At 66.0% G+C, this 22,556-nt stretch carries 25 protein-coding genes; 19 read left to right on the top strand and 6 right to left on the bottom strand.

All coding sequences use genetic code 11. The features are described 5' to 3' along the window. Positions 1–358: 358 nt before the first annotated feature. Positions 359–997, bottom strand: coding sequence for a DJ-1/PfpI family protein (locus CAL26_RS03235; protein ID WP_094845463.1), 639 nt, complete (start codon positions 995–997; stop codon positions 359–361). Between the two features lie 299 nt (positions 998–1,296). On the opposite strand from CAL26_RS03235, the gene CAL26_RS03230 reads away from it, so the two are divergent. The 12 genes from CAL26_RS03230 (at position 1,297) to CAL26_RS03175 (ending at position 12,488) form a co-directional block, all read left to right on the top strand. Beyond that, positions 1,297–2,616 carry an MFS transporter gene (locus CAL26_RS03230; RefSeq protein WP_256987927.1) on the top strand — a complete coding sequence of 440 codons (1,320 nt, stop codon included), beginning with the start codon at positions 1,297–1,299 and terminating at the stop codon, positions 2,614–2,616. Positions 2,617–2,716: 100 nt separating this feature from the next. Next, the gene (locus CAL26_RS03225) at positions 2,717–3,103 is read left to right on the top strand and encodes a RidA family protein (protein WP_094845461.1); all 387 of its coding nucleotides are present in this window, start codon (positions 2,717–2,719) and stop codon (positions 3,101–3,103) included. A gap of 13 nt (positions 3,104–3,116) precedes the next feature. Further along, a complete protein-coding gene (locus CAL26_RS03220) occupies positions 3,117–3,608 on the top strand; it encodes an MOSC domain-containing protein (RefSeq protein ID WP_094845460.1) in 492 nt (163 codons plus the stop codon). A gap of 11 nt (positions 3,609–3,619) precedes the next feature. Next, entirely contained in the window at positions 3,620–4,570 is a 951-nt protein-coding gene (locus tag CAL26_RS03215) for a PDR/VanB family oxidoreductase (RefSeq protein WP_094845459.1), read from the top strand. A 53-nt stretch (positions 4,571–4,623) separates the two neighbouring features. Continuing rightward, complete coding sequence (locus tag CAL26_RS03210) at positions 4,624–5,298, top strand: helix-turn-helix domain-containing protein (RefSeq protein WP_094845458.1); 675 nt, start codon at positions 4,624–4,626, stop codon at positions 5,296–5,298. Between the two features lie 278 nt (positions 5,299–5,576). Then, positions 5,577–6,413, top strand: a complete 837-nt coding sequence (locus CAL26_RS03205; protein ID WP_094845457.1) for a MurR/RpiR family transcriptional regulator — start codon at positions 5,577–5,579, stop codon at positions 6,411–6,413. A gap of 45 nt (positions 6,414–6,458) precedes the next feature. After that, the gene (locus tag CAL26_RS03200; RefSeq protein WP_094845456.1) at positions 6,459–8,084 is read left to right on the top strand and encodes an ABC transporter substrate-binding protein; all 1,626 of its coding nucleotides are present in this window, start codon (positions 6,459–6,461) and stop codon (positions 8,082–8,084) included. Between the two features lie 15 nt (positions 8,085–8,099). After that, the gene (locus CAL26_RS03195; protein ID WP_218831500.1) at positions 8,100–8,924 is read left to right on the top strand and encodes an ATP-binding cassette domain-containing protein; all 825 of its coding nucleotides are present in this window, start codon (positions 8,100–8,102) and stop codon (positions 8,922–8,924) included. After that, entirely contained in the window at positions 8,921–9,940 is a 1,020-nt protein-coding gene (locus CAL26_RS03190; protein WP_094846001.1) for an ABC transporter ATP-binding protein, read from the top strand. The genes CAL26_RS03195 and CAL26_RS03190 overlap by 4 nt, the downstream gene beginning before the upstream one ends. Further along, entirely contained in the window at positions 9,933–10,670 is a 738-nt protein-coding gene (locus CAL26_RS03185; protein ID WP_094845454.1) for a glycerophosphodiester phosphodiesterase, read from the top strand. Before CAL26_RS03190 ends, CAL26_RS03185 begins: the two co-directional genes overlap by 8 nt. Next, positions 10,667–11,599, top strand: a complete 933-nt coding sequence (locus CAL26_RS03180) for an ABC transporter permease (RefSeq protein WP_094845453.1) — start codon at positions 10,667–10,669, stop codon at positions 11,597–11,599. The genes CAL26_RS03185 and CAL26_RS03180 overlap by 4 nt, the downstream gene beginning before the upstream one ends. Before the next feature lie 4 nt (positions 11,600–11,603). Beyond that, positions 11,604–12,488 (top strand): ABC transporter permease, encoded by an 885-nt coding sequence (locus CAL26_RS03175; protein ID WP_094845452.1) that lies wholly within the window; start codon positions 11,604–11,606, stop codon positions 12,486–12,488. 16 nt (positions 12,489–12,504) lie between these two features. On the opposite strand, the gene CAL26_RS03170 is transcribed toward CAL26_RS03175, so the two are convergent. The 3 genes from CAL26_RS03170 to CAL26_RS03160 all read right to left on the bottom strand — a co-directional run bounded on the left by CAL26_RS03170 (position 12,505) and on the right by CAL26_RS03160 (position 14,390). Continuing rightward, a complete protein-coding gene (locus tag CAL26_RS03170; RefSeq protein WP_094845451.1) occupies positions 12,505–12,933 on the bottom strand; it encodes a nuclear transport factor 2 family protein in 429 nt (142 codons plus the stop codon). 132 nt (positions 12,934–13,065) lie between these two features. Continuing rightward, a complete protein-coding gene (locus tag CAL26_RS03165) occupies positions 13,066–13,536 on the bottom strand; it encodes a MarR family winged helix-turn-helix transcriptional regulator (RefSeq protein WP_094845450.1) in 471 nt (156 codons plus the stop codon). 50 nt (positions 13,537–13,586) lie between these two features. Beyond that, positions 13,587–14,390: an alpha/beta fold hydrolase gene (locus CAL26_RS03160; protein WP_094845449.1), complete on the bottom strand. Its 804-nt coding sequence runs from the start codon at positions 14,388–14,390 to the stop codon at positions 13,587–13,589. A gap of 94 nt (positions 14,391–14,484) precedes the next feature. On the opposite strand from CAL26_RS03160, the gene CAL26_RS03155 reads away from it, so the two are divergent. From CAL26_RS03155 to tehA, 5 genes are all read left to right on the top strand, one after another. After that, positions 14,485–15,390 (top strand): alpha/beta hydrolase, encoded by a 906-nt coding sequence (locus CAL26_RS03155; protein WP_094845448.1) that lies wholly within the window; start codon positions 14,485–14,487, stop codon positions 15,388–15,390. 45 nt (positions 15,391–15,435) lie between these two features. Further along, positions 15,436–15,837, top strand: a complete 402-nt coding sequence (locus tag CAL26_RS03150; protein WP_094845447.1) for a tautomerase family protein — start codon at positions 15,436–15,438, stop codon at positions 15,835–15,837. Positions 15,838–15,914: 77 nt separating this feature from the next. Beyond that, positions 15,915–16,928 carry a Bug family tripartite tricarboxylate transporter substrate binding protein gene (locus tag CAL26_RS03145; protein WP_094845446.1) on the top strand — a complete coding sequence of 338 codons (1,014 nt, stop codon included), beginning with the start codon at positions 15,915–15,917 and terminating at the stop codon, positions 16,926–16,928. A 21-nt stretch (positions 16,929–16,949) separates the two neighbouring features. Beyond that, the gene (locus CAL26_RS03140; RefSeq protein ID WP_256987923.1) at positions 16,950–17,105 is read left to right on the top strand and encodes a hypothetical protein; all 156 of its coding nucleotides are present in this window, start codon (positions 16,950–16,952) and stop codon (positions 17,103–17,105) included. 97 nt (positions 17,106–17,202) lie between these two features. Beyond that, positions 17,203–18,231, top strand: coding sequence for a dicarboxylate transporter/tellurite-resistance protein TehA (tehA, locus tag CAL26_RS03135; protein ID WP_094845445.1), 1,029 nt, complete (start codon positions 17,203–17,205; stop codon positions 18,229–18,231). A gap of 87 nt (positions 18,232–18,318) precedes the next feature. Here the strand turns inward: tehA and CAL26_RS03130 are convergent, their stop codons facing one another. Next, complete coding sequence (locus CAL26_RS03130; RefSeq protein WP_094846000.1) at positions 18,319–19,845, bottom strand: tripartite tricarboxylate transporter permease; 1,527 nt, start codon at positions 19,843–19,845, stop codon at positions 18,319–18,321. After that, on the bottom strand, positions 19,845–20,273 hold the full coding sequence (locus CAL26_RS03125) for a tripartite tricarboxylate transporter TctB family protein (protein WP_094845444.1): 429 nt from the start codon (positions 20,271–20,273) through the stop codon (positions 19,845–19,847). Before CAL26_RS03125 ends, CAL26_RS03130 begins: the two co-directional genes overlap by 1 nt. A 332-nt stretch (positions 20,274–20,605) precedes the next feature. Here CAL26_RS03125 and CAL26_RS03120 point away from each other — a divergent pair, with 332 nt between their 5' ends. Together CAL26_RS03120 and CAL26_RS03115 are read left to right on the top strand one after the other, a co-directional pair. Next, positions 20,606–20,818 (top strand): hypothetical protein, encoded by a 213-nt coding sequence (locus CAL26_RS03120; RefSeq protein WP_094845443.1) that lies wholly within the window; start codon positions 20,606–20,608, stop codon positions 20,816–20,818. 135 nt (positions 20,819–20,953) lie between these two features. Next, positions 20,954–22,552, top strand: coding sequence for a methyl-accepting chemotaxis protein (locus CAL26_RS03115; RefSeq protein WP_179283234.1), 1,599 nt, complete (start codon positions 20,954–20,956; stop codon positions 22,550–22,552). Positions 22,553–22,556: the final 4 nt, after the last annotated feature.

Here is a 22,556-nt window from a genome sequence, read left to right as displayed (position 1 = left end):
ACTATGTCTTTTTCGAGATGCGCAGACCGGGGAGCAGGTTTCGAGATAAGCAGGAATTGAATCTCGTCGTAGAGAGCGCCTACCCTCAGGATCCCGGGCGCAGAGCCCCAGTCCTGAAGGGACTGATGTCTTTCCACCTGTTGTGCGGAAAAGTCTATCTGGGCGAACGCACCAGCACCACCCGATAGAAAAACAAAAGGCGCCGGTAATCGGCGCCTTTTGAGATCCGGACACCATTTGCAACTCACCTTGCGTGAGTACAGCTGACGCTGCTGGGGAGCGCTCAATTTCATCCGGTCAGTCGCTCCAAGCTTGAAATTTCACGAGTAAGGTGCCTGAGGGTCAATCAATCGCCCGACTAGCCGTCAGATCGGGAGCTTGCCGAGACGACTGGCAATCGGCACCGGTTGGCGGCGTGGGCGGCGCCGTATTCCATGATGCGGGCCACGTCGTCGGCGGCGGATTCGCCGTAGCGCCGGGCCAGCAGGTAGAGAACCAGGTCGATGCATAGCGTGACGCCGCCGCCGGTGATGACGTCGCCGTCATCCACCAGAAGGGCGTGCTCGGCCATGATGGCGGGGTGGGTGCTGGCCAGTTCCTGCAACGGGACCTGCTCGGGCGGCACGACCTGGACCTTGGTGGTCGCGCGGCGCCCATCGAGCACGCCGGCGGCGGCCAGGATCATGGCGCCGGTGCAGGCGGACGCCAGTGTGCACCGGCCATGGAAGCGACGGATGAAGGACAGCAGCCCGGCATCGGCCGCGGCATCCCGCCAGCCCGGGCCGCCGGGGACGAGCAAGACGTCCAGCTGCCGCACGTCCGCGACCGATCGGTCCGGACATACGGCCAAGCCGTTCGCCAGCACGACCGGCCCGCTTCCGATCGACACCGTCTGGTAGGAAACTTCCGGAATGACCCGCCTGGCCATCGATATCACGCCGATGGCGGCCAGGTCGATCGGCTCGACGCCTGGATAAAGCAGGAAACTGAGCTCCATGGCTACGCCCTCCGAGGGATGCCCCGCTGATTCAAGGTTTTCTATTGGGAAACAATTATAGGCAGCCGTTCCCCCGCCCGCCAGCCGGGCCATCCCGCGCGCAGGAGGCACCGTTGTGGGCTGCGGCGGACGCACCAGATACGTGCACATAGACGCCTTTTATCCAGATGGCCGCCGAGGAACTGGCCGCGTTCCACTGGCGCGGTCCGTGCCTGGCCCGAGCACGAAAACTGGCACGCGTATTGCTTAATGGGAAACCTGTAGGAAACTTTTGGGAAACCATCCAGGGGAGCACCATCGTGAGCCAAATCGCAGCGGTCCCATCCTTGTCCAAGGAAACATCCAGTTCATCCGAGCTCAACCGCGTCGTCTTCGCGAGCTCCATAGGCACCATCATCGAGTGGTACGACTTCCTGATCTACGGCACGGCGGCGGCGCTGGTGTTCAACAAGCTTTTCTTTCCCGCCGCCGATCCCTTCCTGGGTACCCTGGCCGCGCTGGGCAGCGCCGCGGTCGGATTCTTCGCTCGCCCCTTCGGCGGCGCCTTGTTCGGCTACATGGGCGACAGGCTGGGCCGCAAGTCCATGCTGCTGCTCACCCTGGCGATCATGGGCCTGGCCACCTTCGCCATCGGCCTGCTGCCGACCTACGACAGCATCGGTATCTGGGCGCCCATCCTGCTCGTCACGCTGCGCATCGTCCAGGGCATCGGCCTGGGCGGCGAATGGGGCGGCGCCGCGCTCATGGTGGTGGAACACGCGCCGGCGCATCGGCGTGGGCTGTGCGGCAGCCTGGTGCAGACGGGCTTTCCCGTCGGCCTGATCCTTTCCACCGCGGCCTACAGCGCGATTTCCGCGTTGCCCGAACAGGCGCTGCTGTCCTGGGGCTGGCGCGTTCCCTTCCTGGCCAGCATCGTACTGGTGGCCATCGGCACCTTCATCCGGCATCGCGTCAGCGAATCCCCGGTGTTCCTGGAAATGAAGGCGCGCAACGAAATCGCGCGCAACCCGCTGGCGGAAGCGATAGGCAACAATCGCAGGGAGTTCGTGGTCGCCATCGGGCTCAAGCTCTGCGAGGTCTCCTGGGTTTACCTGGTCACGGTGTTCCTGGTCGTCTATGCCACCACGCACCTGGGCCTGTCCCGCTCGACCATGCTGAACGCAATCCTGGTCGCATCCGTCATCGAAGTGGCGGCCATTCCGTTCTTCGGACACCTGTCCGACCGCATCGGCCGGCGCCCGATGTTCTTCATGGGCACGGCGTTCACCATCGTCTTCGCCTTCCCGCTCTTCTGGATGATGGATACGCGCGATCCCACGCTCGTGTTCTGCGCCGTGGCCATGGGGCTCATACTGGGACAGGGACTGATGTTCGGCGTCGAAGCGACCTACTTTCCGGAATTGTTCGGCGCGCGCGCACGTTATACCGGCGCCTCGTTCGGTTTCCAGGTTGCCGCGGCCATCGGCGGCGGCCTGACCCCGGTATTCGCGACCCTGCTGGTCGAGAAATTCGGCGGCACCACCGGCGTCTCCGTCCTGCTGATCGGCGTGGCATTGATCACACTGGTCGCCGCCTTGTTCGCACGCGAGACGAAGGATGACCCCATCGGCCACGAATAAGCGAATTCCGCTACACTTATGTTTCCTATTGGGAAACTTTGCGGGATCCGGCGCCGTATCGGATGTGCCGGCCCATCCACCCACTCCAAGGATCAAGCCCATGACCCACCCGCTTCCCCTGCGGACCACCGAGGCGCCTGCCGCGGTGGGTCCATACGCCCAGGGCGTACGCCTGAACGATCTGGTGTTCTGCTCGGGCCAGTTGCCCATCGACCCCGCGACCGGCGCCATCCCGGACGGGGTGCCTGCCCAGACGCGGCAATCCCTGGCCAATGTGCAGGCCGTCCTGCAAGCCGGCGGCGCCTCGCTGGCCAGCGTCGTCAAGACGACCGTCTTCCTGAAGGACATGAACCAGTTTGCCGCGATGAACGAGGTCTATGCCTCGTTTTTCCCGGGCGCCGTTCCGGCACGTTCGACCATCGAAGTGGCGCGCCTGCCCCGCGACGTCCTGGTCGAAATCGAAGCCATCGCCGCGGTATCGAACTGAAGGGAGCCTGGTGATGACGACATGGACAGGCGGGCGCCTGCTGCACATACACATCGCCCCGGCGGCTTCCTACGAAATGGAAGAGCTGCAGCGCGCCGAACTCATCGCGGGCAAGGGCATCGTCGGTGACCGGTATTTCCTGGGCACGGGCACTTACTCGCCCAAGCCGGACATCCGCGAAGTGACGCTGTTCGCGGCGGAGGTGCTGGATGCGCTGGCGCGCAACGACCCGCCGCTGCAGGCGGGCCCCATCATCCTCAAGCCCGAGGAGCACCGCCGCAACCTGACGGTCACCGGCGTCCCGCTGGATCATCTGGTCGGCAAGCGTTTCCGCGTGGGCAACACCATCCTGCGCGGCGGGCGCATGAACTTTCCCTGCAAGTATCTGGAAGAGCTGCTCGGCATGCCGCTATACCTGCCCCTGTACAACCGCTCCGGACTGAACTGCGCCATCGAACAGGGCGGCTGGATCGCGCCGGGCGATGCCATCGAACCGCTGGATTGACGGGAGCCCCCATGTCGGCCCGCATCATCATGAAGCTGCAGGTGTCGGAGGTGTCGCAGGACGCCTCGGGCGTCAAGATCATCCGCTTCGTCCATCCGACCCGGCCCGCGCTGCCCGCGGCGCCCGCCGGGGCGCATGTGGACGTCCATATCCCCGGCGGCAAGATCCGCCAGTATTCCCTTTGCGGGGATCCGCGCCAGACTTCGCACTACACGATCGCCGTCAAGCGCAGCGATACCGGACGGGGCGGATCGCGCTGGCTGCACGAGCACGCCGAGCCGGGGCTGGTGTTGCCCGTGAGCGCGCCGCGCAGCAATTTCCCGCTGGCGGCCGAGGCGAGCCGCCATATCTTCGTCGCGGGCGGGATCGGCATCACGCCCTTCGTTTCCCTGGCCTGGCAGGCGCGCGCCCAAGGCCAGGATTTCCTGCTGCATTACTGTGCGCGGCGGCGAACGGCCGCGCCGCTGCTCGACATGCTGCGCGGCCTGTGCGGCACGGACGGACTGGCGACCTGGTTCAGCGGCGATCCGGACGGTTGCCGCTTCGATGCACGCACGCTGGGACAACCCGCCGAGGACACCCATGTCTATTGCTGCGGGCCCGCCAGCCTGATCGCGGCGGTACGCGAGGCCACGGCGCATTGGCCCGAATCACAGGTGCACTTCGAAGTGTTCGAAGCCACCCTGGATGAAAACTTCAAGCCCGAGCCATTCGACATCCGCATCGCGTCGACCGGCGCGACGCTGCGGGTGCCCGCGGACAGGTCGGCGCTGGACGTCCTGCGGCAGCAGGGCCATGCCCTACCCTCTTCCTGCGAGATGGGCGTGTGCGGCGCATGCGTATGCGGCTACACCGACGGCACGGTATTGCACCGCGATGCGTTCCTGGACGCCTCGCAGCGGCAGGAGAAAATGGCCCTGTGCGTATCGCGGGCGCGCGTCGGCGTCACACTCGATCTTTGACGGGAAACATAGGCGGTAAACTCGGTGCAGGCAGTAAACATGACTCCAGGCCAATGAAACCGGTTCGTCGCCCTTCGTCCCGCCGCAAGACCGCCTTGCACAACGATCTTCCCCTTGAGCAAGACGCCGCCGACGCCGAAACCCCGGCGCATATCGCGCTGGGTGTACGCATCCGCGGCTTGCGCCAGCAGGCCAAGCTGACCCTGGCGGAAGTGGCCGAACGCGCGGGCTTCGGCAAAGCCTATCTGTCGCGCATCGAGAACGGCCAGAAAATGCCGCCGCTGGCGACCCTGACACGCATCGCGGAAGTACTGGGCGTGGAAGCCGCCGGCCTGCTGGCCGAGCACAATCCGGTGCACGACTGGCGAGGCGTCAGCCTGGTACGCAGGAACGAACGGCGTCCCACCGTACTGGGCGGCACGGCCTTCGGCTACGACTATCTGTCGGTATCCAACGCCACGCATGGCAGGGCGCTGCAGCCCTTCCTGTTCACCTTTCCGGACCAGATAGACAAGTACGTTTTCTTCGAGCATGACGGCGAGGAACTCATCCATATCCTGTCCGGCCGTGTCGAATGGCAGATTGGGATGGACAAATTCATGCTGGAAGCCGGCGACACCCTGCATTTCGATTCCCGCATGCCGCACCGGGGCCGCAGCCTCGGCGGCCCCGCCACCGCCCTGGTGGTGATGTACGCCCCGCCCCACGGTACGGGCGAGCTCGCCTAGCCGGCGGCCGCCGCCCGCGGGCGATTCCCGCAACCGCGCCCGATTCCGGCATTCCGGCATTCCGGCATTCCGGCCGGCGCGCGCTCCTACGCCGCATACGTTCCATCGCCACCGCCGCCCCCCCGGTGCAATAGTGGCGTTCTCGCGTTCATGCATGCCGCACTGCAAGATAAATTGCTGCTCTGCAACTAATCTTGCAGCTGTAAAATTACTGCAATATATTTTGCAGTAGTATCGCTTCCCATCGCACCAACCCAACCCTCGCCAACAAGGCCCGGATGCGTTTCGAAGAACTCGTCGCCGACAAGAACGACACCCTGACCGGCTCCGACCGCAAGCTCGTGGACGTGCTGCTTGCCGATACCACGGTGGGCAGCTTCATGCCCGCGCACAAGATCGCCGAACGGGCGGGCGTGCACCCGTCCACGGCCGGACGCCTGGCGCGCAAGCTGGGGTTCGACTCCTACCGCGCCATGCGCGAAGCCATGGTGTTCGAACTGGACGCGTCGGCGCGCGTGCGCAAGCGCATCGACAATGCCACCGGCAGCACGCTGCTGGAATCCGTCATTGCCGGCGAGATCGCGGCGCTCGGCCGCTTGATGGAACAGGTCACCCAGAAGGAAATCGCTGCCGCCACCAACGCCCTGCGCCGGGCGCGCCGCATCATCGTGATCGGCGAAAGCCATGCCGGCAGCCTGGCCGAGCTCTTCGCGCGTCGGCTCAAGCGTTCGGGCTACCACGCCGTGGGGCTGTCGCATGCCGACTGGCAGGCGGCCGACGAGTTCATCAGCCTGACCGACAAGGACCTGGTCTTCGGCATGATCTTCCGCCACGACAGCCCCGGCGTCGCGCGGGCGCTGAAGCTGGCCCGCGACACGGGGGCCGGCAGCATCCTGCTGACCGACCTGACGCTGCCCGTGGAAGCCCGCCTGACCATCACCGCCCGGCGTGGCGAACCCGGCGAATTCCAATCGCTCACGGTACCCATGGCGATCTGCAACACCTTGATCCTGGAGCTCACGCGCGTCGATCGCGGCCGCTCCATGGAGGCGCTGGCCCGGCTGGAAGACCTGCGAGTCAGCTTCGAAAAGGCCGGCGGCGCCAGGCGCCGCTGAACGCACCGTATCCATCATCCATTTATTGCTCGCGCGGGAGACAACATGATCAAACTGAACCGGTACGTCGCCAAGGGCGTACTGCTATGCCTGCCGGTCATCGGCATGGCCACGGCCGCCCTCGGCGTCGCGCGGGCCCAAACCGCCGCCGACACCCGCCCCAGCCTGACCGTCGCCGTCAACGAACTGGCCCGCACGCTGGATCCCGCGGCCGGGAACGGCACGGTCGACGTGCGCGCCTACTACTCCATCTACGACACGCTGATCCGCCGCGACTTCGACCATCCCGAGGCCAACGGCGGCGCCCGGCTGCAGCCGGGCCTGGCGACCAGCTGGGGCTGGACCACCCCCACTACCTTCGACGTCAAGCTGCGCGCCGGCGTGGTGTGCCACGACGGCAGCCCCTTCAATGCGGACGACGTCCTGGCGACGTTCTCCCCCGAACGCCTGTGGGGCCCGGATGCCTACTACGCCGAAGGCCCGGCCTACTTCGGCACCCTGAAGAAAGTCGAGAAGCTCGATGACATGACGGTGCGCTTCACCACCGCGGAACACGATGCTTCCCTGGACCAGCGGCTGTCCAGCTACATGTCCTTCGTGATCTGCGACGAGGCCTGGAACAAGTACCGCAAGGACGGCGTGCCCGCCAAGGCATGGATGGACGAAGCCGCCAAGGCGCTGCGCTTCAATCCCGTGGGGACCGGACCGTACAAGTTCGCCAGTTACCAGAAGAACGACCACATCACGCTGCAGGCCTTCGACAAGTACTACGGCGGCAAGCCGGCCGCCAGGACCGTTACCTTCAAATCCGTGCCTGAGGTCGCCGCGCGCATCGCCGGCCTGGTTTCCGGCGAATACGACATCGCCGCGGAAATCCCGCCGGACCAGTGGCAGAGCCTGTCCGCGTACAAGGACCTGACGCTCAAGACCGTCGCGATGGAGAACAGCCACGTCGTCGTGTTCAACACCAACGATCCGCTGCTGTCCGACAAGAACCTGCGCCATGCGCTGAGCCTGGCGATCGACCGCAAGGCCCTGATCGACGCGCTGTGGAAGGGCCGCACCTATGCGCCCAACGGTTACCAGTTGCCCAGTTTCGGCAACCTGTACGACAAGAACCGCGTGGGCTACCAATACGATCCCGAGCAGGCGAAGAAGCTGCTGAAGCAAAGCCGCTACAAGGGCCAGGAGATCTCCTACCGCCTGATCCCCAACTACTACCTCTACAACGTCGAAGCCGCGCAGATCATGCAGGAGATGTGGCGGGCGGTGGGCATCAACGTGCGCATCGACTTCGTCGACAGCTTCAAGGACGTGCGCAAGCCCGGCATCCAGATGTACGCCTGGTCCAATACCTACCGTATTCCCGATCCGACCGGGTCGCTGCTGATCCTCTGGGGCGCCAATTCCGAGGTGCAGAAATCCTCCAAGGTGTACACGCCGAATCCGGAGTTCAACACCCTGTCGCAGACGCTGTACACGGCCACCGACGCCGCCCAGCGGCGCGCCACGTACCAAAAGGTCCTGGACATCTTCGAGGACGATATGCCGATGACCATGCTGTACAACCCGGCGACCGGCTACGCCATGAAGAACACGGTGCGGTGGGAACCGTACTCGCAGTACTACATGGACTTCCGTCCCGACAACCTGTCGTTCGGGCCGAAGTAATTGGAAGCGCACGCAGTGCCGCTCCTCTCCGTGCAAGGCCTGCGCGTGGGCTTCCGCACCGCTGCGGGCTATGCCGACGTCCTGCATGATGTCAGCTTCGACGTCGGGCCGGGACGCACGCTGTGCATCGTCGGCGAAAGCGGCAGCGGCAAAAGCATTACCTGCCAGGCCGTCCTGGGGCTGCTGGCCCGCAATGGCCGGCGCACCGCCGGGAGCATCCTGTTCCAGGGGCGCGACCTGGCCACGCTGTCCGAAGGCGAACTGCGGCAGGTGCGCGGCAGCGGGATCGGCATGGTGTTCCAGGACCCGCTGGGCTCGCTGAATCCGGTTCACACCGTCGGCAAGCTGCTGGACGAAACGCTGGCCCTGCATACGCCGATGGACCGTGCCCAGAGGGCGACGCGCGCCGTCGAGCTGCTGCGCATGGTCGGCATTCCGGAACCGCGGCAACGCCTGGCTTCCTACGTGCATCAGTTCTCCGGCGGCATGGCGCAACGCGTCATGATCGCGATGGCCCTGGCCTGCGGACCCAAACTGCTGATCGCCGACGAACCGACCACGGCCCTGGACGTCACCATCCAGGCGCAGATCCTGGACCTTTTGAACCGGCTGAAGGCCGAGCTGGGCATGGCCATCCTGTTCATCACCCACGACCTGGGCGTAGTCGCCGAAATGGCGGACGACGTGCTGGTCATGCGCCATGGACGCGTGGTCGAGACGGCGCCGGCCGCGCGTCTTTTCGCCGAACCGCGGGCGGCCTACACGCGCGAACTGCTGGCCGCCATGCCGCGCCTGGATACCCGGGCGCCGGTCTACCAATGGCGCGAGGAATGGGCATGACGGCGCGCGCACCCCTGCTCGAAGTCAGCGACCTGCGCCGCTATTTCGGCGCATCGCGCTCGCTGACGGGGCGCGGCGGCCGCGCCATACAGGCCGTGGAAGACGTGTCCTTCCACGTACGCACCGGCGAGACGCTGGGCCTGGTCGGCGAAAGCGGCTGCGGCAAGTCCACCACCGGACGCATGATCGTGGGCCTGGACCGCCCGACGCGCGGCGCCATCCGCTTCAAGGGCCAGGACCTGGCGGCCTTGAGCGACGCGCAATGGCGGATCAAGCGGCGCGAGGTCCAGATCATTTTCCAGAACCCGCTGGCGGCGCTGGATCCCCGCCTGTCCATCGCCAGGCAGATCCGCGAACCCCTGGACCTGCACGGCATCGGCCCGGCCGGCGAGCGCGACGCCGCGGTCGACGCGCTGATGAACGCGGTGTCGCTGCCTTACGCCCTGCGCGACCGCTATCCGCACCAGATCAGCGGCGGCCAGGCGCAACGCGTGGTGATCGCGCGGGCGCTGGCGCTCAAGCCCAGCCTGATCGTCTGCGACGAACCCGTCTCGGCCCTGGACGTGTCGGTCCAGGCCACGGTGATCGCGCTGCTGGAGAAACTGCAGCACGATCACGGCATCGCCTACCTGTTCATTTCGCACGACCTGCGGGTGGTCAGGCGCCTGTCGCACCGGGTGGCGGTGATGTACCTGGGCCAGATCGTGGAAGAAGCCCCGACCGACGCGCTCTACGAGCGGCCCCTGCATCCCTACACCCAGGCCTTGCTGTCGGCCATCCCCGACATCTCGGCCACCTTGCAGCGTACGGCGCACGCGTCGCAGGACAAGCCCCGCGTCGTCCTGCAGGGCGACCCGCCCAGTCCCGCCCAGCCGCCCGACGGCTGCCGCTTCCATACCCGCTGCCCGTACGCGCAGCCGCGCTGCGCGCGTGAAATGCCGGCCTTGCGTCCTGTGGCGGACGGCCACGCGGTGCGCTGCCATTTCGCGGAACAGATAAGTGCCAAGCATGCATAAACCCCTGGTCATCGCCCATCGCGGCTACTCATCGCGTTACGTGGAAAACACGCAGTCCGCGTATCGCGGCGCCGCCGAGATCGGCGCCGACATCGTCGAAAGCGACGCACGCCTATCCCGTGACGGCTGCGTCTTCGCCTGCCACGACGCCACGCTGTCGCGCATCGCGGGCGATCCGCGCGCCATCGCGGACATGACGGCGGACGAGCTGCGCGCGGTGGTTCTCGAAGGCGGCGAACGTCTCTCGCCCCTGCCGCGCACCTTGACCGACATCGCCCCCCTGCGGCCGGTCCTGATCGACGTAAAGACCCAGGACCTGGACATCATCGAGGCCATCGTGCGCGACGTACGGGCCTGCGGCGCGGCCGCCAGGGTCTGGATAGGCGTGCGCGACGCGGCCCAGATGGACCTGGCGCGCAGCCTGCTGCCCGACACCCGCCTGCTGGCCTTCCTGCCGGATTACACACGGGCCGATGAATTCGAACGCGCCGGGGCTCGCGCCTTCCGGGTCTGGGAAGGGCAGGTGGAGGACCCCGCGGCGATCGACGTGCTGCGCGGCAAGCCGACGTGGATCACGCTGGGCGGCAAGCAAACACCCTGCGAAGTCGGCGACACCACGCCGGCGCGCCTTGCCCGTATCCTGGCTTTGCGGCCGCGCGGCATCCTGTTGAACGATCCCGGGCTGATGACCGGATCCACGGCGGCGCCGCATGCGCCGGATACGCCATGAACGGCCGCCTGCTGACGCGCAAGCTGCTGCGCGGCCTGTTGACGGTGTGGATCGTCGTCACCTTCACCTTCGTCGCGCTGAACCTGTCCGGCGACCCGCTGGAAGCCTTGGTGGGCGACCAGGCCTCGCCCGAGGTGGTACAGCAGTACCGCCAGAAGTTCGGCCTGGACAAGCCGCTGTGGCAGCAATACCTGTCGTACCTGGGCAACCTGGCGCACGGCGATTTCGGCTTGTCCCTGTCCGACCAGACGCCCGCCACGCAATTGATCGCCGCGGCCCTGCCCTACACGCTGCGCCTGGGCCTGACCGCGTTCGGCTTCGGCCTGGCGGTGGGCCTGGCGCTGGGCATCGTCGCGGCGCTGAACCGCAACCGCCCCGTGGACCGCTTCGTCATGAGCTTCGCGGTGCTGGGCTTCAGCCTGCCGAATTTTTTCCTGGGCATCCTGCTGATCCTGCTGTTCTCGCTGCATCTGCGCCTGCTGCCCAGCGCGGGCGCGGACACGTGGTGGCATCTGATCCTGCCCGCCCTGACCCTGGGCACCCATTTCGCCGGCGTGTTCGCGCGCTTCACCCGCTCGGCGATGCTGGAAGTCCTCAACCGCCAATACATGGTGGCCGCCCGCGCCAAGGGTGTCCCGCGCCTGCGGCGGGTGGTCTGGCACGCGCTGCCCAACGCCGCGATCCCCATCGTCACCATCGCCGGCCTGAAGCTGGGCGACCTGGTGGCGGGTTCGATCATCGTCGAAACCGTGTTCGGCTGGCCCGGCGTCGGCCGGCTGCTGGTCGGCTCGGTGACGTCGCGCGATTTCGCCGTGGTGCAGGCCATCCTGATCCTGACCGCGGTCACGATGGTGTTGACCAACCTGGCGGTGGATTTCATCTACACCCTGCTGGACCCACGCATGCGCGCCGCGCGCAAGGAGGGCTAGGAATATGCTGTCCGCACTGCCCTGGCGCCGCAACAAGGCGGCCGGCGTCGCCGCCGAGAAGCGCTATCCGGCACTGGTGGTCCTGTCGATCGCCTTCATCGTCGTGCTGCTGACGGTGGCCTGCCTGGCCGACGTGCTGGCGCCTTACGACTATCGCACCCAGGCGCTGCGCCTGCGCCTGGCGCCACCCGTCTTCCTGGGCGGCACCAGCGCCCATCTGCTGGGCACCGACGAACTGGGCCGCGACATACTCAGCCGCCTGCTCTATGCCATCCGCTTCAGCGTCCTGGTGGCGCTGGGCGGCACGGCGATCGGCGCGGCCGTCGGCACCATGCTCGGTTTCCTGGCGGCGCATTTCCGCGGCGTCGTGGAAGAAACCATCATGATGCTGACGGACGTCCAGGCGTCCCTGCCCTTCATCCTGATCGCGCTCGCGCTGATCGCCGTGTTCGGCGGCAGCTTCACGCTGTTCATCGTGATCATGGGCTTCTATGGCTGGGAAGTATTCGCCCGCCTGACGCGCGGCGTGGTGATCGCCGCCAACAACCAGGGCTACGCCACGGCCGTGAAGGCCCTGGGCGCCCCGCCCTGGCACATCTACTCCAGACACATCCTGCCGAACATCCTGAGCGTGCTGATCGTGCAGTTCACGCTGAACTTCCCGCAGGTGATCCTGCTGGAGACCTCGCTCAGCTTCCTGGGCCTGGGCATACGGCCGCCGTTGACCAGCCTGGGACAGATGCTGGGATCCGGCCGGGCCTTCCTGACCACGGCCTGGTGGATCGCCATCCTGCCCGGCACCGTCATCTTCCTGACGACGATGTCCATTTCCATCGTCGGCGACTGGATACGCGACCGCCTGGATCCTTCGCTGCGCGACGCAAGATAGCGCTCGCCCGCCGCCCTCAATCCAGCAGCAGCTTGGGGTAGCGGCGGGGGTCCCGGCCCTCCAGCACGTCACGGCCCCGTGCCGTATCGGCGTAGATGCGTCCGTAGACGATGTTGCCATCCTTGACGCGGAACAGGAAGCAGTGCTCGTTCTCCATCGAATGGCCCGCGTTGGACTTCGCCCGCGCGATCACTGGAACGATGATGTAGTCCTCGGCGTGAAGCACCGCGCGCGCGTCGTAGTGGAAGAACTCGTACTCGCTATTGACGTGCTTCCAGAACGCCAGGAATTCCTTCTTTCCGTGGTACGTGCCGCCATAGGGCAACGAGTCGGAAAATTCGAATACGACGTCATCGGCCAGGGCGGCGACCAGGTCCGCCCTATCGTTCTTTTCGAACCCGGTAAAAGCCTTCCTGCATGCGGCGAGCAATTCGGCGTCGGTCATATCGTGTCTCCTCAATCATCATCTGTCGTGGTTGTCGGCGCATATATGAGCATATACTCGTATATACGGGAAAGAAAGCGGGTGGAAACCCGCGTGGCGCCGTCGATCGACGGCGGTACATCGCCTGCGCCGCTATGCGGCGTTTTCCGCCCAGGGCTCGAATCCGCTTTGCAGGACGAAGCCCAGGGCCTTGCGCAGATCCTGGGCCCGCTTGGCGCCGTAGCTCGACTCGAAGCGCGATTGGACGTCGGACCACAAGGGGAAAGCCTGCTTGTAGCGTGACTTGCCCGCCTTCGTAATGGCGGCGAGCTTGGCACGACGGTCTTCGCCCGCGGCCATCTCGATCAGGCCGTCACGCTGAAGGAGCTTCAGATTGGTCGACAGCGTGGTCCGATCCATTGCCAGCCTGGCGGCCAGTTCGCCGATGGGCATCGGGCCATTCTTCGCCAATTGGTACAGGATGGAGAACTGGGTGATACGCAATCCAGCCGGGCTGAGCGCCTGATCGTAGACAGCGGTCAGGTAACGCGATGCGCGGCGCACCGCCGTCAAGTTGCACAGACCGTCGATATTGACCGTGAGCTCCTCATCGAGCGTGGGCATGCCTTGCTCCTTCGTGTCGTGGCATGCCTGGAATATACGCTCATCTACTCCTATTTTCCAGCCGCTGCACCCAGCTGCAGGAACCGCGCCAGATGCGCGGCGGTGCTCGCCGGCTGCTCCAGTTGGGGCCAATGGCCGCTGCCGTCGATGAAGGCGAGCTCGGCGCGCGGATGCCGCGTGGAACGTATGCGCTCCACCATTGCGGATGGAATCACCGGATCTTCCACGGCGCCCAGGATCAGGGTAGGACCCGGATACTGCCCGGGCCGCTCGCCCGCGCGATCGCCACCGGTGAAAGCGTCGTAATAGCCGCGTACCGCCGCTGCGCCCATCATGCGTCGAGGGTCCAGGCTGGCGTCCACAAGCGCATCGGGAAGATTCCGCGAGAAGGCCTTCCTGATACCACGCTGGGCGGCGACGTCCCCGCCCGATTCGCGCAGCATGGCGCGCACCTCGTCCGGCAACGCATTCCCTTCCAAGGGCGTCGGCGTGATCAGGGCCAGCGCCGAGACGGACGCCGGCGCCCGCATGGCCGCCAGTTCCGCGATCTGCGCGCCCATGCTGTGGCCGACCAGCGCCACCCCGCCTGCCGCGGCAGGTTCGCGCAGGCGGTCAAGCACATCGTCCACCGCCTGCGCCAGCGTATACGGCCCGTCCTGATCTGCGCGGTCTCCCGCCCCGCGCAGGTCCGGCGCCAGGCACGCCAGGCCATAGGGGGCCAAGGCATGCACAAGCGGCTGCCACGACGCCCCGCTATCCAGGAATCCATGAATGAATATCACCGTGCGTATCGGGTATGCCGCCAGGGAGGCGGGCTGCGATCGCGGCGACGCGTGATCGACGTGGGTGCTCATGTCTCGGCTCCGTTTTATCGAAAGGGCTTGTCATCCCCCCAGTGACATGAATATTATGCGCATATACTCATATTGTCCACGACGCGGGTACGACATGCCGACCAGACAGGAAATCGAGTTCACCGGAGAATCCGGCGCGACGCTGCGCGGCTGGTACTTCCTGCCCGATGGCACGGGGGAAGCGCGGCTTCCCGCGATATCCATGTGCCACGGCTATGCGGCGGTCAGGGAACACGGCCTGGAGCCTTATGCGCAGGCCTTCGCGCGCGCCGGCTTCGCGGTGCTGGTGCACGACCATCACGGTTTCGGGGCGAGCGACGGCGAGCCGCGGCACGACATCGATCCCTGGCTGCAGATCGCCGATTGGCGACGCGCGCTGTCCTGGCTGGAAAGACGTCCGGAGGTGGATGGGCAGCGCCTGGGCATCTGGGGTACCAGCTACAGCGGCGGCCACGCATTGGTGTTGGGCGCGACGGACCGGCGGGTGCGCTGCGTGGTTTCCCAGGTGCCCACCATCAGTGGTTTCGAGCAGGGACGGCGGCGCGTGTCCCCCGACGTCGCACCGGCCTTCGTGGAGACCCTGACCGATGACCTGCGGGCGCAGCATCGCGGCGAAGCGCCCCGTTATCAGGCCATCGTCGACGCCGATCCCGCGCGGCCGGCGGCCTACCGTTCGCCGGATGCCGTGGCTTTCTACTCTCGCGAACTGGGCGGCGCGCGCTGGTCCAACACCGTGACGCTGCGCTCCACCTACGCGGCGCGGATGTACGAGCCCGGCCTGTGGGCGGGCCGGGTGTCCCCTACCCCGCTGATGATGATCATCGCCCAGGACGATCGCCTGACCATGACCGACCTGGAGCTGCAGGCCTACGAGCAGGCGCTCCAGCCGAAACGCCTGGTGCTGTTGCCTGGCGGCCATTTCGATCCTTACGACACGTATTTCTCGCTATCCAGCGGCGCGGCCGTGGAATGGTTCGTCGAGCACCTGGCGGGCCGCTAGCGCCGATGCCAGGCGGACCCTGGCGCACATACCGGAGGTTTTTCCATGCCCGTATTCCACGCGCATGTCCCCAAGGGGCGCTATACCCGCGACCGCAAGATGGCGATCGGCAACGCGCTGAACCAGTCGCTGGTCCAAGGCCTGGGCATACCCGAAGGCGACCGCTTCATCGTGATCTCCGAACACGGCGACGACGAACTGTTCATCCATCCCACCTTCATGGATATGGCGCGAACGGAAGGCGCCATGATCATCGAGGTCCTGATCGGCGCGCACCGACCGATCTCCGACAAGCGCAAGCTGATGGCGGCCATGACACGCCTGCTGGAAGCGGATGCCGCGGTGTCGCCCGACGACGTCTTCATCGCCTTCGTGCCGGTGCCCAACGAGAATTTTTCCTTCGGCCGGGGCATCGCGCAACTGGCCGAGATCGACCCCAAGTGGTGACGCGGCGCTGACGGAACCGCCGGCGGCCGCCGACGCGTCCCCCGACCACATCAAAACGACAATATCAGGAGACTTCCATGCCCCGTACCGCAACGACGATGCTTGCGCACTTTCTGGTCCGCCTCGGGCGGGCAGCCCTGTTCGCCTGGGCGTGCATGGCCACGGCCAACGCGACGGCCGATACCTTCCCGACGCAGAATGTGGTCATCAAGGTCGGGTATCCGCCGGGCGGAGGCGCCGACGTGGCAGCCCGGCAGTTGTCGGCCCAATTGCAGCAAGTGCTGGGAAAACCGGTGGTCATCGAAAACCAGGGCGGCGCGGGCGGCAGTGTCGCCGCGCTGACGTACCTGCGGCAGCCGGCGGACGGCCACTATCTGGTAGTGCTGACCGGCAATGATGCCGTGATGAATCCCATCGTATCCGCCTCGGCGAAATACAAGCCGGACGAACTGCGCCTGATCCATCCGCTGATCTTTTCCGATTTCGTGCTGGTGACGGCGCGGGATGACGCTCCCGCCAGCATCGATGCATTGATAGACCGCATGAAGGGCGCGGGCGCCCCCGAATACTCGTTTGGCAACTGGGGGATAGGATCCACGCCCCACCTTGCCGCGGCCGACTTCCGCGCGCAGGCCGGCGTCCAGTCGCTGGACGTTCCCTACAAGGGAATTTCACCCATCGTGCAGGACTTGATCGGCAAGGGCCTGGACTACGCGTTCATACCCCTGGTCTCATCGGTGCTGGACATGATACGCAGCGGCCGGCTGAAGGCGGTCGGCATGGCGACCCTCACACGCAACGACCTGCTTCCCGACGTACCCGCGGCCGGCGAGAGCAAAGTGCTGAAGAACTTCGACTACAAGGTCTGGCCCGGCGTATTCGTGAACAGCAAGACGCCGCAGCCCGTGGTCGAGAAACTGCACGCGGCGATCTCGTCCGTGGTGAATGGCGAGAAGTACCAGAAGTGGTCCGTGGATACCGGCAACCGCCCGATGACGCCCATGTCATTGGCACAGGCGGACACCTTCTACCAGGACGAGCTCGCCCGCAACCAGCGCCTGGCCGCGACGATGAAGCTAAGTCCGCAATAACGGCGCATCGGCAGCCTGAGCATGCAGCAGGCGGGCGTGATCGTCTCCGACTACGCGACCTTGATGGTTGAAATCCTGAAGGACAACGGGCGGCCCGAAGCCGGCGCGGTGTACGCCGCGCTCGACATGCCATGGGCCACGCTGGTCGGCCAGGTCGCGCAGGCCTACGCCAGGTAAGCGGAAACGCCGCGGCCGAGCGCCCGTTCCAAACCTACATTTTGCATCTACACTCACCCACGGGCGTCCACAGGGACGGCACAACGAAGGACGGGAAATGAGCAAGGCATCGACATCGCGCGGCTTGCCGCTGGTTCCCCCGTCCTTCTTCGCGATCGTGCTGGGCCTGGCTGGACTGGCCGGCAACTGGCGGGCGGCGCACGCGGCCTGGTCGCTGCCGGCGGCGGTGGGCGAAGCGCTCTACGCCCTCGCCTTCCTGTCCTGGCTGGCCATCACGATCCTGTACGGACTGAAGTGGATCGCCGCGCCGGCGGTCGCGCGGGCCGAGGCGGAGCATGCGGTCCAGTGCTGCTTCATCGGCCTGGCGGGCGTGGCGACGATGCTGGTGGCCCAGGGCGCGTTGCCGTATTCGCGGCCCGCCGCGATCCTCCTGTTCATGCTCGGCGTGGTGGCGACGTTCGCCTTCGGCGTATGGCGCACGGGCCTGCTCTGGCGCGGCGGGCGCGATCACGCCGCCACCACGCCGGTACTGTATCTGCCCCTGGTAGCGGGCGGATTCGTGACGGGCACCGTATCCGCTGCGCTCGGCTGGCGCGAGTGGGGGCAGATGGCCTTCGGCGCGGCGTTTTTCGCCTGGCTGGCGATCGAATCGGTGCTGCTGCACAGGCTTTACACCGCGGCGCCGCTGGCGCCCGCGCTGCGGCCGACGCTGGGCATCCAGCTCGCCCCGCCCGCCGTCGGCGCGGTGTGCTACCTGTCGGTGGGCGGAGGCCAGCCCGACCTGTTCGCCCATATGTTGATCGGCTACGCCCTATTGCAGGCGCTTCTGCTGACGCGCATGGCACGCTGGATAGGCGAGCAACCATTCTCGCCCGCGTACTGGGCCTTCACCTTCGGCGCCACCGCGCTGGCCGGCGCCACCGTACGCCTGTCGATCGTCGAGCGGACCGGCGCCTTCGCGACGCTGGCGCCCGTGCTGTTCGTGCTGGCCAATGTGGTGGTGCTGGCTGTCACCGCCGGCACGCTGAAGCTATGGGCGCAGGGCAGGCTGCTACCCCCCGTCGCGCCCGCGCCGGTACAAGCGGCGGAACCCGCGGCCGCCACGCCCGCACGCGGCGACAGTTAAAAAAATGCCCTCCCGGAAGGGAGGGCATTCAGGAGGCCGGCCAGTGAGGCCGGCGGCGGCACATACCCGGTCGAGTTCTTCGTGGGTTCAATCCACCTGCGCGACAGGTTGCGCGGTGGCCAGGGCGTCGGCCTTGCGCTGCCGGTTCTTGCGGAAGAAGGCGTACGCCTGCCACGCCACGATGACGCCGATGACTGCAAACAGCGTGCCGCTGATGGGCCGCGACACGAAGGTGCCGAAGTCGCCACGGCTGAGCAGCATCGCGCGGCGGAAGTTCTCTTCCAGCATCGGTCCCAGGATGAAGCCCAGCATCAGCGGCGCCGCTTCCATGCCCAGGCGCATGAACAGGTAGCCGATGAAGCCGAACACGGCGGTGATGTAAATATCGTCCAGGCTGTTATTGATGCTGAACGTTCCGACGCAGCAGAAGAACAGGATGGCGGGGAACAGCACCGTGTACGGGATCTTGAACACCGACAGCCAATAACGCACCAGCGGGACGTTCAGGATCAGCAGGAAGCAGTTGCCGATCCACATGCTGGCCACCAGGCCCCAGAAAAGGTCCGGGTGATTGGCGATCATGTTGGGTCCCGGCTGCACGCCCTTGACGATGAAGGCCGCCAGCATCAGCGCCATCACGGCGTTTTCCGGAATGCCGATCGCCATCAGGGGAATGAAGCTGGTACGTGCCGCGGCTTCGTCGGCCGCTGCCTGCCCCGCCACGCCTTCGATGGCGCCCTGCCCGATTTCGTCGCGGTACTTGCTGAAGCGCTTGTCGGCGGCATAGGCGGCGAACTGCGCGATCGTCGGGCCGCCGCCGGGCAGGATGCCCAGCACCGAACCGATGACGCTGCCGCGCAAGGCGCTCGGAATGATGCGTTTGAACTCGGTCCAGTTCGGCAGCAGCTTGATCTTGCCGTTGAAGGGCGTCAGCGTATTGCGCGCGTCCAGGTTCTTGACGATCTCGGCAATGCCGAAGCAGCCCAGCGCGATGCTTATGAGCCCCACGCCATCCTGCAGGAAGATCAGGTCCATGGTGTAGCGCGCCATGCCGCTGTTGACGTCGGTGCCGATCACGCCCAGCAGGATGCCTATCATGGCCATGGCCAAGCCGTTCAAGAGGCTGCCGCTGCTGACGAAGCTGACGCAGAAGAAGCCCAGCAGCATCAGCGCGCAGTAATCGGCCGGCCCGAACAGCATGCCGACTTCGCCCAGCGCGGGCGCCATGGTCGACAGCACGACGATGGCGACCGTGCCCCCGATGAAGCTGGACAAGCCGGCCGTGAACAGCGCCAGGCCTGTCTTGCCCTTGAGGTTCATCTGGTAGCCGTCTATGCACGCCACGATACTGCTGGCATGCGGGATCTTCATGGTGATGGCACTGACACTATCGCCGTACTGCGCGCCGTAGTAGATGCCCGCCAGCATGATGAGCGCGCCGCCGGCGGGGATGGAGTAGGTGATGGGCAGCAACAGGCTGATGGTGGACAGCGGTCCCAGGCCGGGCAGCAGGCCGATCAGCGTGCCGACCGTGCATCCCAGGGCGCAGTACATCAGGTTTTCCAGTGTCAGCGCCTGTTCGAAGCCGAACGAGAGGTTGTGCAGGATTTCGATCATAGGAGTGGCAGGTTCAAGCCCAGCAGGAATTTGAAGGCGCACGCCACCGCGATCAGGCCGACGGATATCTTGACGTTGCGCGCCACGGAATAGGATGTCCCGGCCAGCGTCGAGCTGAACACCAGGAACACGATGCCGAGCAGCATGTTCAGGTAGTTCGACACCAGCACGAAACCGACCAGGCTGGCCATGACGATGGCGACGTTGCGGAAGCTGTAGTTCAGGGGAACCGGCTCCACGAAATACGCCCGGATCACGGTGATGACGCCCACCAGCAGCAGGCAGCCGCAGACCAGCAGGGGAAACAGGCCGGGACCGAAACGCGCCATGTTGCCCAGGGGATAGGTCGACGCGACGCCGCCGAATACCAGGGCGAAGACGATCAGGAACAACCCCCTGACGAAGTTGCGATTGTTCATGTTCATGGTCGCCGCCCTCCCGGCCCCACCATGCATGTTGGGAATTTCATGTGCTCTTACCTCCACCCTTGGGTTTTTTTGCGGGCGCATCGCGCGGCTTGCAGGATGCTGAACGCGATTCTCGGCTGGCCGACTTTCAGTCGGCTGTCGGTTTCAGCCGATACGCGTATATACCTAGGGTGGAAAAGCAACAGGGAGCTGAACGAAAGCAAACCAAAAGCTGAACGTGATATGACGCCCAGCTGAACGAATTCGCCTCCAGGGTATGGGCCTTGCTGGACACGCTGGACGCCGGGCCCGGCACCCGGGCGCCTGGCACCCACAGGAGGAAAATGCTCATGAACAAGCCGTCCACGACCCGTCCCGCCGACCTGCCCGCCGCCCGCGAGGGCGCCCACGAAAAGAAGCCCGACGAAACCATCCGCAGCCGCAGCGCCGATCCCGGCCAGAGCAGCTATGGCGGCTTCAAGGGAGAGGATCCGCGCCGGCAGGTGGAAGACCTGTCGCCAGGGGATGCAGCGCAAGGCGGGCAGGACAAGCCGCGGAAGTGACCAGGGCGGCGAGTTCGCCGCCCGCTTCAAGTTTGCCGGCCGCTTGCCGTTAACCAGGCGCGGCCCCGCCGCGCTTGCGCACAAGACGCGCAATCATCCTGCAACATGCGCCCACCCGGCGCGGCGAGACGTCCCATGATCCGTGGCCTCACCCTCAAGATCAGCACGCGCATCGGTGCGGTCCTCGGCATCTTTTCCCTTATCCTCGTGGCGATCAGCGCAGCCGCGCTCTATGCGACTTCGCACGCCAATGGCGTCATCCACGAGATCTACAACGACGATATGGCGGGCGCCGCCGATATCGCGGTCATCCAGTTGGGCGTATCGCGCCAGCGCCTGGCGCTGGACCGCGCGGTGCTGGTGGTCGGCACGCCGGAGGCCAGCGAACGGGTCGCCACGCTGGCCACGCGCCAGAAGCAGATGGACGAAGCGTGGAAACATTTCCAGTCCCTGCCCCGCGATGCGGAGGAAGAAAGGCTGACCAACGAATTCGGCGCCGCCAGCACCGGCGTGCGGCAGGCCGTCGATGGCTTGGCGTCGGCGGTGCGTGCCGGCGAGCAGGCCCGGCTGCTGGAACTGATGCGCGACCTGACGCAGCGCTATGAGACGATGATGAGCAAGGCCGACGCGCTCAAGAAGTTCCAGAGCGTGTATGCGGCGCAACGTTATGCGCGTGCCGAGCAGACGTACGCCGTATTCAGGATGGCCTCGCTGGGCGCGGCGGCTTTCGCGATCCTGGTGGCGCTATGGTCCTACGTTGCCCTGCGCCGCGCCATCGTGCGGCCGATCGACAGCGTGCTGGCGCATCTGCGGCATATCGCGGCCGGCGACCTCGGCCAGCATATTCCCCGCCACGCGAACGATGAACTGGGGCAGGTGCTGGAAGGCCTGGACGGCATGCGGCGGCAACTGGCCGATACGGTAAGCGAGGTCCGCGCGAGCAGCGCGTCGATCAGCGCCGCGACACGCGACATCGCGGCCGGCCAGCTGGACCTGTCCTCACGCACGGAAGAGCAGGCCGCGTCGCTGGAGCAGACGGCGGCCAGCATGGGCGAGCTGACGGGCATCGTCAAGCAGAACGCCGACAACGCGCACCTGGCCAGCACGCTGGCGGAAAAGGCGCGCGCCACCGCGCAGCAAGGCAGCCAGGTCATGGGCCGCATGACCGATACGATGGGCACGATAGACCAGAGCTCCCATGAGATCGGCGACATCGTCACGCTGATCGAAACCATCTCCTTCCAGACCAATATCCTGGCCCTGAACGCGGCGGTCGAAGCCGCGCGCGCCGGCGAGGAAGGCCGCGGCTTCGCCGTCGTCGCCAGCGAGGTGCGCGCGCTGGCGCAGCGTTCGGCGACCGCCGCCAAGGAGATCAAGACGCTGATCGGCACGTCCACGGAACGGGTCGAGCTGGGCATGTCGCTGGTGGAAGAAGCCGGCACGACGATGCGCGGCATCATCACCGCCGTGCAGCAGGTCAGCGACATCATGGGCGAGATCGCCTCGGCATCCGTCGAACAGAGCAACGGCATCGAGCAGGTCAACAAGGCGGTGATGCAGATGGACGAGATGACGCAGCACAACGCGGCGCTGGTGGAACAAAGCACCGCGGCCGCGCAATCGCTGCACGAACAGGCGGACCGCCTGGACCGCGCGATCGCCGCCTTCAGGACATCGCACGCGGCCACGCCCGTCGTCGTCGAAGGAAGGCCACTGGCGCTGGCGGCCGCCTGACCGC

This window comes from Bordetella genomosp. 9, from assembly GCF_002261425.1.
Lineage (GTDB): Bacteria > Pseudomonadota > Gammaproteobacteria > Burkholderiales > Burkholderiaceae_B > Bordetella_C.
Note: the sequence above shows the minus strand (reverse complement) of the source record. Positions and strands in the feature narration are given on the sequence as shown.